Origin of the sequence: Kitasatospora sp. NPDC097691, assembly GCF_040302665.1 — a bacterium.
GTDB lineage: Bacteria > Actinomycetota > Actinomycetes > Streptomycetales > Streptomycetaceae > Kitasatospora.
This window is the reverse complement of sequence record NZ_JBEORY010000005.1, coordinates 146387-159649: the sequence shown is the minus strand read 5'-3', so window position 1 is coordinate 159649 and position 13263 is coordinate 146387. Positions and strand designations below refer to the sequence as shown.

Annotated in this window: 12 protein-coding genes; 8 read left to right on the top strand and 4 right to left on the bottom strand. The window is 74.6% G+C overall.

Going from position 1 to position 13263, the window contains the following annotated elements:
• The first annotated feature begins 33 nt into the window (after positions 1–33).
• From ABTY56_RS05740 to ABTY56_RS05705, 8 genes are all read left to right on the top strand, one after another.
• Entirely contained in the window at positions 34–708 is a 675-nt protein-coding gene (locus ABTY56_RS05740; RefSeq protein ID WP_350626870.1) for a DUF4097 family beta strand repeat-containing protein, read from the top strand.
• 82 nt (positions 709–790) lie between these two features.
• Positions 791–1978, top strand: a complete 1188-nt coding sequence (locus ABTY56_RS05735) for a sensor histidine kinase (protein WP_350626868.1) — start codon at positions 791–793, stop codon at positions 1976–1978.
• Entirely contained in the window at positions 1975–2655 is a 681-nt protein-coding gene (locus ABTY56_RS05730) for a response regulator (protein WP_350626866.1), read from the top strand. Before ABTY56_RS05735 ends, ABTY56_RS05730 begins: the two co-directional genes overlap by 4 nt.
• A gap of 133 nt (positions 2656–2788) precedes the next feature.
• Positions 2789–3397: a hypothetical protein gene (locus ABTY56_RS05725; RefSeq protein WP_350626864.1), complete on the top strand. Its 609-nt coding sequence runs from the start codon at positions 2789–2791 to the stop codon at positions 3395–3397.
• 133 nt (positions 3398–3530) lie between these two features.
• Positions 3531–4271 (top strand): SIR2 family NAD-dependent protein deacylase, encoded by a 741-nt coding sequence (locus ABTY56_RS05720; protein ID WP_350626862.1) that lies wholly within the window; start codon positions 3531–3533, stop codon positions 4269–4271.
• A 118-nt stretch (positions 4272–4389) separates the two neighbouring features.
• Positions 4390–5604 (top strand): cytochrome P450, encoded by a 1215-nt coding sequence (locus ABTY56_RS05715; protein WP_350626860.1) that lies wholly within the window; start codon positions 4390–4392, stop codon positions 5602–5604.
• 18 nt (positions 5605–5622) lie between these two features.
• Entirely contained in the window at positions 5623–6621 is a 999-nt protein-coding gene (locus tag ABTY56_RS05710; protein ID WP_350626858.1) for an ADP-ribosylglycohydrolase family protein, read from the top strand.
• 70 nt (positions 6622–6691) lie between these two features.
• Positions 6692–8011: a serpin family protein gene (locus ABTY56_RS05705; protein WP_350626856.1), complete on the top strand. Its 1320-nt coding sequence runs from the start codon at positions 6692–6694 to the stop codon at positions 8009–8011.
• A 22-nt stretch (positions 8012–8033) separates the two neighbouring features.
• On the opposite strand, the gene ABTY56_RS05700 is transcribed toward ABTY56_RS05705, so the two are convergent.
• From ABTY56_RS05700 to ABTY56_RS05685, 4 genes are all read right to left on the bottom strand, one after another.
• Positions 8034–9146, bottom strand: a complete 1113-nt coding sequence (locus tag ABTY56_RS05700) for an ADP-ribosylglycohydrolase family protein (protein ID WP_350626854.1) — start codon at positions 9144–9146, stop codon at positions 8034–8036.
• 54 nt (positions 9147–9200) lie between these two features.
• A complete protein-coding gene (locus tag ABTY56_RS05695; RefSeq protein ID WP_350626852.1) occupies positions 9201–10487 on the bottom strand; it encodes a DUF2786 domain-containing protein in 1287 nt (428 codons plus the stop codon).
• A 177-nt stretch (positions 10488–10664) separates the two neighbouring features.
• Positions 10665–12287, bottom strand: coding sequence for a transporter (locus ABTY56_RS05690; RefSeq protein WP_350626850.1), 1623 nt, complete (start codon positions 12285–12287; stop codon positions 10665–10667).
• A complete protein-coding gene (locus ABTY56_RS05685) occupies positions 12284–13150 on the bottom strand; it encodes an ABC transporter ATP-binding protein (protein WP_350626848.1) in 867 nt (288 codons plus the stop codon). Before ABTY56_RS05685 ends, ABTY56_RS05690 begins: the two co-directional genes overlap by 4 nt.
• Positions 13151–13263: the final 113 nt, after the last annotated feature.

Sequence of the window (13263 nt, the reverse complement as noted above, 5' to 3'; positions counted from 1 at the left end):
GTCGGGATGACGAAGCTTTGAAGGGGGCAGGGGATGAAGCGGGTACTGGGTGCGATGGCGATCACGGCGGGGGTCCTGGCCGGGATGATGGGCTGCCTGCCGATCGGGGACGACCAGGAGCACCGGACCGTCAGCTACGGGGTGGCCGGGCCGATCAAGGAGCTGGTGATCGAGGGGGAGAACGGCGGCGTGCAGGTGACCGGTGACGGCGACACCGTGCACGTGGTCGAGAAGCAGAACTACCAGGGGGAGGCGCCGAAGAGCACGCACGAGGTGAAGGACGGCGTGCTCCGGCTGACGTACGACTGCGACCACTGCGGCATCGGCTACACCGTGCGGGTGCCGGCCGGGACCAATGTGCGGGTCAAGCAGACCAACGGCGGCATCAAGCTGACCGGGCTGGCCGGCGAGGCGGAGGCCGACGTCGAGAACGGCGGGGTCGAGGCGACCGGGCTGAGCTCGCCGCAGGTGAAGCTGACCGCGGTGAACGGCGGGGTGCGGGCCGACTTCGCGGCCGCGCCGACGAAGGTCGAGGCGACGACCTCGAACGGCGGGGTGCGGGTGAAGGTCCCGACCGGGGAGGCGTACGCGGTGGACGCGCACGCGTCGGTCGGCGGGGTGGACGTGGGCGTCCCCTCGCAGCCGGGTGCGACGCGCAGCATCACCGCGCGGGCCGAGACCGGCGGTGTGACGGTCAGCGGTGCCTGACCGGGCCGTTCCGGAGGTTCTGCCGGTAGGGCATGATCTTCTCCGCGGGGGCGGAGTCCCCGGCTACGGGGGAGGTACCGGGGTGGAGCGTGCGACGGGTCGGCCGAGCCGGCCGGACAGGCTGAGTCCGTACGTACAGGACTCGCTGCTGGCGGTGGCCGCGGCGGGGGTCGCGGTGTGGGCGGTGTCCCAGGACGAAACGGCCTGGTCGTGGTGGATCTACCTGCTCGCGGTGGCGACCGCGCTGCCGCTGCCCTGGCGGCGCCGGGCACCGCTGACGGTGCTGGCGCTGGCGACGCTGCCGTCCCTGGTCATCTCGATCGTGGCGCACTCGGCGAACCCCCAGGTGCCGCTCTCCGGGGTGATCGCCTTCTACACGGTGGCGGAGCGGTCCTCGGAGCGGGCGCGGTGGAGCGTGCTGGCGGTGGCGGTGGTCGGCAACGTCGTCGGCACCCACTCGCCGAACGGCGCGCTGTTCAGCCTGGTCACCTCCGTCGGCACCTTCGTGTTCGGTTCGCTGGTGCGCGCCCAGCGGCAGTTGGCCCGGGTGCAGGCGGAGCGGGCCCGGGAGGCCGGTGAGCGGTCGGCGAGCGACGCGGCCCGGGCGGTGGCGGAGGAGCGGGCGCGGATCGCCCGGGAGATGCACGACATCCTGGCGCACGCGGTCTCGCTGATGGTGATCCAGGCCGAGGCCGGGCCGGTGGTGGTGCCCAGCGATCCGGACCGGGCGATCCGCGCGTTCGACACCATCGCCGACGCGGGCCGTGATGCGATGGTCCAACTGCGTCGCGTCCTGGGGGTGTTGAAGGATCCCGAGGCCGGCCGCCAGCTGGCGCCGCAGCCCAGACTGGCCGAACTCGCCGACGTGGCCGAGCGGGTGCGCGGCGCGGGGCTGCGGGTCGAGCTCGAACTCCCGGAGGAGAAGGGCGCGTTGCCGGCCGACGTGGAGGCGGCGGCGTACCGGATCGTGCAGGAGGCGCTGACCAACACGGTCAAGCACGCCGGGGCCGACCGGGTGGCGATCCGGGTGCGGCGCTCCGGGGAGGTGCTGGAGGTCATGGTCTCCGACAACGGCCGCGGGGTGCCGCCGGCGGCCGACCGTGCGGTGGTCGGCTGGTCCGGCGGGCGCGGGCTGGTCGGCATCCGGGAGCGGGCGGTGGCCTGCGGCGGGCTGGCCGAGGCCGGACCGGGGCCGGAGGGCAGGGGTTTCCTGGTGAGCGCCCGGCTGCCGCTGGCCGCGGGCACGACGGTGGAGAGGGTGGGCGGATGACGCCGATTCGGGTGGTCGTCGCGGACGACCAGGAGCTGGTGCGGGCCGGGTTCGGGATGATCCTGGACGCACAGCCGGACATCGAGGTGGTGGCCGAGGCGGCCGACGGCGCCGAGGCGGTCGAGGCGGTGCGCGAGCACGGCCCGGACGTGCTGCTGCTGGACGTCCGGATGCCGGTGATGGACGGGCTGGAGGCGGCCCGCCGGGTGTGCGCGGAGTTCCCGTCCACGAAGGTGATCATGCTGACCACCTTCGACATCGACGACTACGTCTTCGACGCGCTGTACGCGGGTGCCAGCGGCTTCCTGCTCAAGGACGTCCGGCGGGACGACCTGGCGCACGGGGTGCGGATGGTCGCCTCGGGGGAGGCGCTGCTCGCGCCCTCGGTGACCAGGCGGCTGATCGGCGAGTTCGCCGCGCGCCGGCCGGGGGCGCCGGAGCGGGCGGTGCGGCCGCCGTCCAAGCTGCTGGAGCAGCTGACCCTGCGCGAGCAGGAGACGCTGCGGCTGATCGCGCGCGGGCTCTCCAACGCGGAGATCGCGGCCGAGCTGGTGGTCAGCGAGCACACGGTGAAGACGCACGTCAGCAATGTGCTGAGCAAGCTCGGTCTGCGGGACCGGGTGCACGCGGTGGTGTTCGCGTACGAGGCGGGGGCGGTGGTGGCGGGGGAGTCCTGACGCCCGCGGGCGTACGGGCTCCCTCGTGCGGGGGAGGCGGGCAGTTCGCCGGTGCGGGCGATCCGGGACGAGGGGGCCGGCCGACAGGCTGTGCGGTGTCGGAACGGATCACGGACACCGCAGGAGAACACAGATGAACGCCACTCAGCACAGCCGCCGCACCGCGTACGCCGTCGTCGGGGCACCCGCACTGATGGCCCTCTACGGCGGCATCCGCCTGGTGCCGGGCTCCCGCGAGCCCGGCCTCGGCTGGACGGCCGGCCACACCGCGATGTTCGCCGGGCTGCTGCTGTTCGCCCCGGTCTTCCTCGCGCTGCGCCGGCAGCTCGCCCCGCGCGGCACCGCCGGGCGGATCGCGGCCGGGGCGGCGCTGGGGACGGCCTTCGCGGGGCTGCTCTGCTCGCTGGCACAGATCGGCATCGACCTGGTGGTCGGTCTGGCGGCGGCGGACAAGGCCGAGCAGTCGCGGTTGTTCGACCGGGTGCAGGACGTCCCGGGGGTGCTGCCGGCCGTGTACCAGGTGGGCCCGCTGCTCTTCTACGTCGGCCTGCTGGCGCTGCTGGTCGCCGCGTCGGTGGGCGCGGCCCGGACGCTGCGCTGGTGGAGCCCGGTGCTGATGCTGGTCGGCACCGTCGCCTCGGCTGCCGATCTGGCCCTGATCCCGGTGGCCGCCGCCTGCTACCTGGTGGCGCTGGCCCCGCTGGCCCGTCCGGCGGTAGCGCTGCGGCCGGTGCTGGTCTGACCGCCGGTGCCGGTCGGCTCGTCCGGGACACCGGCCCGCACAGGACGACCGGCCCGGTGCGCGGCGGGAGTTGACGCGGGGCCCCCGGATTTTCGGTGGCCCCGAGCGGGCCGGGGGCCGTACCGTCCCGGGTATGAACGCGAAGCGCCCCATGATCGCCGTGCTCACCGGAGCGGGCATCTCGACCGACTCCGGCATCCCCGACTACCGCGGTCCGCAGGGCCTGTGGCACAAGGACCCGTCGGCGCAGGAGCTGGTGACGATCGGGCCGTACCTGAGGGATCCGGAGGTCCGGCGGCGGTCCTGGCTGCTGCGCGGGGAGGCCGGCGCGCTCGGGGCGGAGCCGAACGCCGGGCACCGGGCGCTGGTCGAACTGGAGCGCTCCGGACTGCCGCTGCGGGTGCTCACCCAGAACGTGGACGGACTGCACCAGCGCTCCGGGCTGACCGCCCGCAAGGTGCTCGAACTGCACGGCACCGCACGGGAGGTGCAGTGCGCGGGCTGCCGGGTGACCGGGCCGATGGAGGCGGTGCTGGCACGGGTCGGCGCGGGGGAGGCGGACCCGCCGTGCCGGGAGTGCGGCGGGATCCTCCGGCCGCGCACGGTGATGTTCGGGGAGGCGCTGGATCCGGTGGTGCTCCAGCAGGCCGACGCGATCGCCAAGGCCTGTGACCTGTTCATCGCGGTCGGCACCAGTCTCCAGGTCTACCCGGTGGCCGCGCTGCCGCAGATCGCGCTGGAGTCCGGTGCCCGGCTGGTGGTGATGAACGCCGAGCCGACGCCGTTCGACGAGGCCGCGGACGAGGTGATCCGGGAGCCCATCTCTCAGGCGCTGCCCGAGTTGGTGCGGCGGCTGGTGCGGGAGCCGAGCTGAGCGTGGTCGAGCGGGCCTGAGCAGGGTTGATGGGTGGTCGGAGGGGTCTATTGCCGGACGTACCGCATGCGTACGATGATCCTTCCGGCTCCCCCTCACGGCCTGGAGTGATCGACCGATGACGACGACGGCGAAGTTCGACCCCTGGTCGGCGGCGTTCGTGGCCCACCCGTACGACGCGTACGCCGAGCTGCGCGAGCACGCGCCGGTGACGTACTTCGAGCCGACGAACCAGTGGCTCGTCTCCCGGCACCAGGACGTCAGCGCACTGCTGCGCGACCGCCGGCTCGGCCGCACCTACACCCACCGCTACAGCCACGCCGAATTCGGCCGCCCCGAGCCCGACCCGGCGCACGAGCCCTTCCACACCCTCAACGACCACGGGCTGCTCGACCTGGAAGCGCCCGACCACACCCGGATCCGCCGGCTCGTCTCCAAGGCCTTCACCCCGCGCATGGTCGAGGGCCTGCGGCCAACCGTCCGGCGCCTGGCCGGCGAGCTGGTCGACGACCTGCTCGCGGCCGGCGGCGGCGACCTGATCGCCACCGTCGCCGAGCCCCTGCCGGTCGCCGTGATCGCCGAGATGCTCGGCGTCCCGGAGGGCGACCGGCACCTGCTGCGGCCGTGGTCCGCCGACATCACCGGGATGTTCGAGCTCAACCCGACCGAGGAGGCCGCCCGCCGGGCCGTCACCGCGAGCACCGAGTTCTCCGACTACCTGCGCGCCCTGATCCGCGAGCGCCGGGCGCACCCGGGCGAGGACCTGATCAGCGCGCTCATCCAGGCCCAGGAGGGCTCCGACGCGCTCAGTGAGCAGGAGATGGTCTCCACCTGCGTGCTGCTGCTCAACGCCGGCCACGAGGCGACCGTCAACACCACCGGCAACGGCTGGTGGGCGCTGTTCCGCCACCCCGAGGAGCTCGCCCGGCTGCGCGCCTCGGTGGACGAGCTGCTGCCCACCGCGATCGAGGAACTGATGCGCTGGGACACCCCGCTGCAGATGTTCGAGCGCTGGGTGCTGGAGGACATCGAGGTCGGCGGCGTCACCGTCCCGCGCGGCGCCGAGATCGCCCTGCTCTTCGGCTCCGCCAACCGCGACCCCGAGCGCTTCACCGACCCCGACCGGCTCGACCTCGCCCGCACCGACAACCCGCACATCACCTTCGGCGCCGGAATTCATTTCTGCCTCGGCGCCCCGCTTGCCAGACTGGAGCTCACCGAGTCCTACGGCACGCTGCTGCGCCGGGCCCCGGGCCTGCGGCTGGTCCGCGAGCCCGAGTGGAACCCGGGCTACGTGATCCGCGGGCTCAAGGAGCTGCAGGTCGAGGTGTGACGAGGAGGGGGAGCGGCCGTGGGCAAGGCGACGGGGGCGCTGCTGGGGCTGGCGATCGGCGATGCGATGGGCCGGGTGACCGAGTTCAAGACCGTCGAGGCGATTGCTGCCGACCATCCGGACTGGCGGCAACTTCCTTTGCCCGCCAGGGCGTTGGTCACCGATGACACCCAGATGACGCTCGCCCTCGGCCGCGGCCTGCGCACCGCCCTGGCGCGCGGGCCGCTGACCCCGCTGCGCCTGGAGCGGCCGGTCCGCGAGGAGTTCGTCGACTGGTGGCGCTCCCCGGAGAACAACCGCGCCCCGGGCATGACCTGCCTGCGCGCCTGCGAGCGGCTCAGCCACCCCGAGTACCGCTGGCAGCAGGCCAGCGACGTCGGCTCCAAGGGCTGCGGCGCCAACATGCGGGTCGCCCCGGTCGGGCTGGTCCGCGAGCTGGACGCCAGGCAGCTGTCCGGCGCCGCCCAGCTGCAGTCCGCGCTCACCCACGGCCACCCCACCGCGCTCGCCGCCAGTGACCTCACCGCGTACGCCGTCCGCAAGCTGGCCGAGGGCGTCCCGCCGGCCGGGCTGCCCGCGGTGCTGCGGGCGTACGCGCTGGCGAGCCGCGAGCGCTACGACGAGTTCTGGCTCGGCGACCTCGCCGACCACTGGTACGGCAGCTCCCCGCAGGCCGTCCTGGCCCGCGGCTGGGACGACTGCATCAAGGTGCTCGACGAGCTGGAGGCCGCGCTCGCCGCGCCCGACGTCGAGGCCGATCCCTGCCTGGCCACCGGCGAGGGCTGGGTCGCCGAGGAGGCCTTCGGCACCGGCCTGCTCTGCTTCCTGCTGCTGCCGGACGACCCGGTGGCCGCCGTCCGCCGGGCCGCCTACTCCAGCGGCGACTCCGACTCCCTCGCCTGCCTTGCCGGCGCCTTCGCCGGCGCCCACCACGGCGAGGCGGTCTGGCCGGCCGAGTGGGTGGAGCGGATCGAGCACCGGGACGAGCTGCTGGAGCTCGGGGCGCTCTGGGACTGACCCGTGCCGGGACCGATCGGGCGGATCCGGGCGGGCGGAACCGGGCGGCGGGGTGGTGCGTCGAAGGGCCATGACGAACCGCAGCACCGGAAACCGTCGTCCACCCCGCCGTCCGGCGGCGCTGCTCCTCGCCGCCGTGCTCGCCGCGCCCCTGCTCGCCGGGTGCGGCAGCAACGGGACCGCCGCGCCCGCGGAGCTCCGGTCCTCGGCGCCGGCGAGCCGGCCCGCGGTCGACCCGGCCCAGCTGACCGCGACCGCGACCGCCACCGACGCCTTCGGCCTCGACCTCCTGCACACCCTCGGCGCGCGGCCCGACCAGGCCGGCCGCAACCTCGTGGTCTCCCCGTCCGGCCTGGCCACCGTGCTCGCCATGCTGCTGCCCGGCACCCGCGGCACCACCGCCGACGAACTCGCCAAGGCCCTGCACACCGGGCTCACCCCGCAGCAGTACGCCCTCGCCATCGGCGCGCTGAACCGCCAGACCCCTTCCGGCGGTGGCCTCACCCTGCGCCAGAGCGACGACCTCTGGACGCAGCAGGGCTTCGCGGTGCAGCCGGACTACCTGGCCACCCTGGCCGCCGCCTTCGACACCGGGGTGCACCCCGTCGACTTCGCCAAGGACCCGGAGGGCGCCCGCAAGACCGTCAACGCGGCCGTGGAGAAGGCCACCGAAGGCCGGATCAAGGACCTCTTCGCCCCGAACGCGATCACCCCGGACACCCGGCTGGTGCTCACCGACGCGCTCTACCTCAAGGCCAAGTGGGCCTCCGCGTTCAAGCCCGCCCAGACCGCCGACCGCCCGTTCCACAAGCTCGACGGCTCCGCCCCGGCCGTCCCCTCGATGAGTCAGACCGGCGAGTTCAAGTACGCCGACGGCTCCGGCGGGATCGTCGGCGAACCCTGGCAGGCCGTCGAACTCCCCTACGCGGACGGCGGGTTGGTGATGGACCTGATCGTCCCCGCGCAGGGCGGCTTCGACGCGTTCACCAAGGGCCTGGACCAGCCCCAGCTCGACCGGATCCTCGGCGCCCTCACCGAGCGGCGCGTCGACCTGCAGCTCCCGCGCTTCCACTTCGACACGTCCGAGGAACTCACCCCCGTGCTGCGCTCGCTCGGCGTGAACTCGCTCTTCGACCGGGCCGACCTCAGCGGCATCGCCAAGGAGCCGCTCGCCGTCAGCACGGTGGTGCAGAAGGCCACCGTCGAGGTCGACGAGGACGGCACGGTCGCGGCGGCCGGCAGCGGCGTCGGGATCGCCGCGGCGGCCGCGCCGGCCCCCGACCAGACCGCCCAGCTGCACATCGACCGGCCGTTCCTGTTCCTCATCCGGGACACCCACGGCGGGCGGCCGCTGTTCCTCGGCCAGGTCGCCGACCCGCAGGCGAAGTAGCCACCGGGCCGGTCGGGGCGGCTCACCAGGCCGGGTAGCGCCCGCCGAGCCCCGGGTGGAGCGGGTCGCGGCTGCCGAACAGCACCAGCAGATCGTCCGCGACCTGCCGCAGCTCGGCCCGCCCCTCGACCGCCCCGGCCCACTCGGTGGGCAGCGCCGAGGCGCCGTACGCGGCCCCCACCAGGTTGCCGCAGACCGCGCCGGTCGAGTCGCTGTCCCCGGAGTGGTTCACCGACAGCAGCAGCGCGCTGCGCACCGGGTCGGGGTCGAGGGTGGCCGCCAGCAGCGAGTACACCGCGATGGCCAGGCACTCCTCGGCGATCCAGCCGAGCCCGACCCGCTCCACCGCCTCCGCCGACGGCTGGGACTCCTGCGCGACCCGCACCGCCCGGGCCAGCGCCTGGACGGTCTCCTTGGAGGAGGGCAGCTCGCGGATCTGCTCCACGGTCTCGCCGACCGCCGCCCACGGCTCCGTCCCGTTGGCGAGCCGCTCGACCAGCGCCGCGAAGGCGCCCGCCGCGAGGTACCCGGTCGGGTGCCCGTGGGTGAGCTGGGCGCACTGCACCGCCAGCCCGAAGGACTGCTCGGCACCCAGCCGGGCCAGCCCGAACGGCGCCGAGCGCATCACCGTGCCGCAGCCCTTGGAACCCGGGTTGATCGGCCCCGGCCGCCCGATCACGGACGGCGCCTCGAACACCGGGTGCTCGGACACCCCGCTCAGGCAGGCGTTGCCCGGCGCCCGCCGCGCGTACAGGAAGGGCTGCCGCAGCAGCCAGCCGTCGTACGGGCGGGGCTGCGGCTCGGCGTCCGGCGCGGGCTGGTACTGCGTCAGCAGCCAGCGCCGGTAGGCGCCGTGGACGGCCTCCGGCACCGAGCCGCCGCCGCCCGTCCAGCCGCGGACGAAGCCGCGGATCAGGCCCTCGGCGGTGAACAGCGTCATCTGGGTGTCGTCGGTGACCTCGACCGGCCCGGGACCGCTCGGCAGGGAGGTCACGCCCTCCGGCCCGAAGCGGTCCTGGATCTGATGGAGCTGCTGGAACTCCACCGGCCAGCCCAGCGCATCGCCGACGGCTCCGCCGAGCAGCGCTCCGCGCACCCGGTCCCGGTACCCCGACTCGGCAGCCGGCTCCGTCACGTCGAGTCCCCCTTCGTTCGTGGCGGAGTAGTTCTATCAGGTCCGCGTGCGGAGCTACCGGCGGATCTCCCCGGCGCGCCCGTGCAGCGCGGCCCGGTCGGCGGCGGCGCGCCCGGCCGCCCAGCCCTCGCCGTCGCTGACCCGGACCCGCTGCGAGACCAGCTTCGGGAACAGCCGGCCGACCTCCTCGTCCACCGCCTCCGAGCGGGCGGCGAGCGCGGGCAGCAGCCGCGCGTCCGGCAGCAGCTGCTCCTCGGTGCCGTCCTCGCGCAGGTGCCGGCCGGCCGCGGCGGCGCTGGTGGTCCGCTCGGTGGCGGCGGTCAGCCGCTCGCGGATCCGCGCCGCGTACGCGACCAGGAAGGACTGCCGGAACGCCTTGCTGCGCGAGTCCCGGCCGGAACCCGCCTTGTTGAGCGCGTGGGTGGCCTGCACCAGCAGCGAGGTGTAGAGCAGCTCGACGCCGTCCAGGTCGCCGTCGAACCCGACCACGGTGCAGAAGCCGAACTCCTTCGCCCACACCACCCGGCACCGGTTGGCCGCCGCGACCGCGTCCAGCAGCATCGTCTTGGGGCCCTCGTACGGGTTGTCCACCCCGATCCGCAGCGCCGCCGGGATGTCCCGGTCCGCACCGGCGGCCGCCAGCAGCGCCTCGTCGATGCTGTGCTGGGCCATCAGCTGCTGGGCCTTGGCGGTCAGCGCCTCGGCCTCCTCGGGGTACTCGGTGGACTCGGCCTTGGCCAGCAGCGCCCGGATCCGGGCCAGCATCCGCGGCTCGCCGGCCGAGGACCCGGGGTGCTCCGGCCCGGAGTGCTGCGCCCGCGCCGCCTGCCCCGGAGCCGGCCCCACCGGGGCGATCGGGGGCAGCCGGCCCCAGGTGCGCAGCAGCTCCAGGACGGCGGTGGCGAGCGCGAAGCGGTCCAGCCGGTGCCGCTGGGCGAAGGCCCCCAGGTACTGCTCGTCGCCGGGCCACCAGACCTCGGCCTCCAGCTCGCGCAGCTGCTCCCGCCAGCGCCGGTCGAGCGCGGCCGCGGCGTGGCGGCGGTCCTCGGCGGCGATCAGGTCCACCGCGAGGGCCAGGTGGACGGGCTTCAGCCCGCGCCGCACCACCCGCGCCAGATCGGCCGGGCGCCAGCCGGCGGACCAGCAGCGGCCGACGGCGGTGTCCGCGTACCCCAGCAGCGCCCGGCTGACCGCCGACCACTGCCCGGCCGAGGCGGCCAGCAGCGACGCCCCGGTGTCCAGGGCGAGGTCCAGCGCCTCCTCGGGTGCCGTCAGCACCGACCGCACCGCCTGCTCCAGCAGCGGCCCGGCGTCCCCGGCCTGCTGCGCGCGCTTGCCCACGGTGTGTCCCTGCTCTCCTCGACGGCCCGGTTCCTCCTGCCCATGATGCCGGAGCGCGCACCGACGACCGGGGGCGGCGGGGCGGGGGCGGGGCGGGAGTGGGGAGGGAGCGAGCGGGGAAGCGGACGGCGGTGCCCGGCCCCGAGACGGGACCGGGCACCGGGCGGAGCGGTTCGGCTAGCGCTCGACGGCCGTGGCCAGGATCTCCGGAGCGCGTTCCAGCAGCCGGTCGGCCGCCATCCGCACGCCGAGGACGGCGACCAGCGCGCCGTAGAGCGGGCCGATCAGCAGGACCGGCCAGCTCGGCGCGTCCGAGACCAGCGCCCAGCCGAGGTAGCCGCCCACCGGCAGGGCGAGCAGCGCGACGCCGACCATCGAGCCGAAGGAGTTGAGCATGACCAGCCCGCCCTGGCCCGGGGCGGCGTTGCGCATCGGGTTGCTGTCGGCCGGCATGCTGTACGGCACCAGCACGCTGAACATCGCGCCGAGCGCCACCCCGCAGCCGAGCAGCGCGAGCGCGAGGCCGACCGCGGCGGGCAGCTCCGCCCACCTGCCGGTGACGGCCGCCAGCACCAGGCCGAGCACCAGCGTCACCGGGATCGCGTACGACAGCACCGCGTACGCCCGGCCCCGCAGCTCGTCCCGGGCGTCGGCCGGGGTGCGCAGGGTGGCGGCGACCATCCAGAACGCCGAGCCGTCCATGCCGAACAGGTTGAGCATCTGCAGCCCGAGGAACGTCCCGGTCATCGCCAGCAGGTAGACGCTCGCCCAGCCCTGGACCATGGACAGCAGGCAGATCACCACCGTCATGCCGATGCTGGTGAACAGCGCGGCCTTCGCGCGCGGTTCGCGCCAGGCGTACCGCAGGTGGCGCTGCATCACCGCGCCGGTCCGGCCCTCCGGCAGGAAGCCCCAGCCACGTGAGCGCTGCACCCCGCGGGCCACCTCCAGGGTGGAGGAGTCGGCGGTGACCATCAGCTCCTGCAGGCTGCCGCGCCACCAGCGCAGCAGCAGCGCCAGCAGCACGCCGGCCGCGGCGAGCTGCAGCAGCGCGAGCCCGTACCGGCCCTCGGCGGCGGTGCGCGGCGCGTCCGCCGCGCTGATCGGCGGGATCCAGCGCAGGACGGAGGCGATCGGCTTCAGCGGGCCGAGGTCGATGTCGTTGCCGGGGCGGCCGAAGACGCTCTGCGAACCGACGTTGGCGGCCTGGATCAGCAGCGCGAAGGCCAGCCCGCCGAAGATCGCGAAGTCCTTGCCCCGGCGGCTGGAGAGCATCCGGGCGTTGCCGGCCGCGACCGCCCGGGAGAGCGTGACCAGGCCGAGCAGTGCGAGCGGCACGCCGACCACGGCGACCGCGGCGGAGGCCCCGCCGTCGGCGCCGGCCAGCACCGCGCCGGTCACCAGCACCAGGTTGATCAGCGGTCCCGGCCCGATCAGCGCGGCCAGCAGCGAGCCGCGCAGCAGCGGACCGGGCCGCAGCGGCAGCATGGTGAGCCGGGTCGGGTCGGCGCTCTCGTCGCTGGAGAACAGGAACAGCGGCAGCGCCGCCCAGCCCAGGGTCAGCACGCCGAGCAGCATCACCCCGGCGTCCCCGGAGCCCGCGAAGCGCCCGTTCAGCGCGGCCATGGCGACGGCAATGCCGGCCGCGAAGGCCAGGCCCACGACGCCGCCGAGCACGTAGACGGTGGTCCTGCCGGGGCTGCGCCGCAGCCCGTTGCGCAGCAGCCGCAGCTTGAGCGCGACCAGGGCGCGGACCACCGTCCGCCCGTCCGGAACCGCGCCGGGCACGGCCGCGGTCACTGTCCGCCCCCGAGCTGTCCGCCCCCGAGCTGCCCGCCTGCGGGCCGTCCGCCGTCGAACTGCCCGCCGCCGAGCCAGCCGAGGGCCTGCCCGTCGTCCTCGCGGACGCCGATCAGATCGAGGAAGGCCTCGTGCAGGCTGCGTCCGCCCCGGACGGAGTCCAGCGGGCCGTGGGCGATGACCCGGCCCGCGTTGACCACCGCGACCCAGTCGCAGAGCTGCTCGACCAGCTCCATCACATGGCTGGAGAAGACGACCGTGGAGCCGGCCGCCGCGTACCGCTTGAGCACGCCGCGGATGGTCTGGGCGGAGACCGGGTCGACGCCTTCGAAGGGCTCGTCCAGGAACAGCACGTCGGGGTTGTGCAGCAGCGCGGCGGCCAGGCCGATCTTCTTGCGCATGCCGGTGGAGTAGTCGGCGACCAGCTTGTCGGCGTCCCGGCCGAGGTCCAGGACGGCCAGCAGCTCCTCGGCCCGACGGTCGACCTCGGCGCCGGGCAGTCCGCGCAGCCGCCCGGTGTACTGCAGCAGTTCGCGCCCGCTGAGCCGCTCGAACATCCGCAGGCCCTCGGGCAGGATGCCGATCCGCGCCTTGACCGTGACCGGGTCGGCCCAGACGTCGGCGCCGTGCACCAGGACGGTGCCCTGGTCGGGCCGCAGCAGCCCGGTGACCATCGACAGCGTGGTGGTCTTGCCGGCACCGTTCGGGCCGACCAGGCCGATGAACGAGCCCGCCGGAAGTTCCAGGCTCAGCCCGGCCACGGCGGCCTGGGTGCCGAAGTGCTTCCACAGCCCTCGGATGCTGACGGCGGACGGGGCGTCCGGTCGGGGGAGGTCGGAGGGAGGTGGTGCTGACGCCTGCATCGCTGCCTTCTCTGCTCGTGGTCGGCGGAACTGTCGGGCTCAGCCTGTCACTGCCCGTACGGGCTGTCGCCCGAGTTGAGGATCCCCTGAGCGTGTCCGCCGAACGGGTGAGG

Excerpts from the sequence above, each read along its gene's own strand:
- ABTY56_RS05740 (WP_350626870.1), top strand. The coding sequence starts at position 34 with ATGAAGCGGGTACTGGGTGCGATGGCGATCACGGCGGGGGTCCTGGCC.
- ABTY56_RS05685 (WP_350626848.1), bottom strand. The coding sequence starts at position 13,150 with ATGCAGGCGTCAGCACCACCTCCCTCCGACCTCCCCCGACCGGACGCC.
- ABTY56_RS05715 (WP_350626860.1), top strand. The coding sequence starts at position 4,390 with ATGACGACGACGGCGAAGTTCGACCCCTGGTCGGCGGCGTTCGTGGCC.
- ABTY56_RS05725 (WP_350626864.1), top strand. The coding sequence starts at position 2,789 with ATGAACGCCACTCAGCACAGCCGCCGCACCGCGTACGCCGTCGTCGGG.
- ABTY56_RS05720 (WP_350626862.1), top strand. The coding sequence starts at position 3,531 with ATGAACGCGAAGCGCCCCATGATCGCCGTGCTCACCGGAGCGGGCATC.
- ABTY56_RS05730 (WP_350626866.1), top strand. The coding sequence starts at position 1,975 with ATGACGCCGATTCGGGTGGTCGTCGCGGACGACCAGGAGCTGGTGCGG.
- ABTY56_RS05705 (WP_350626856.1), top strand. The coding sequence starts at position 6,692 with ATGACGAACCGCAGCACCGGAAACCGTCGTCCACCCCGCCGTCCGGCG.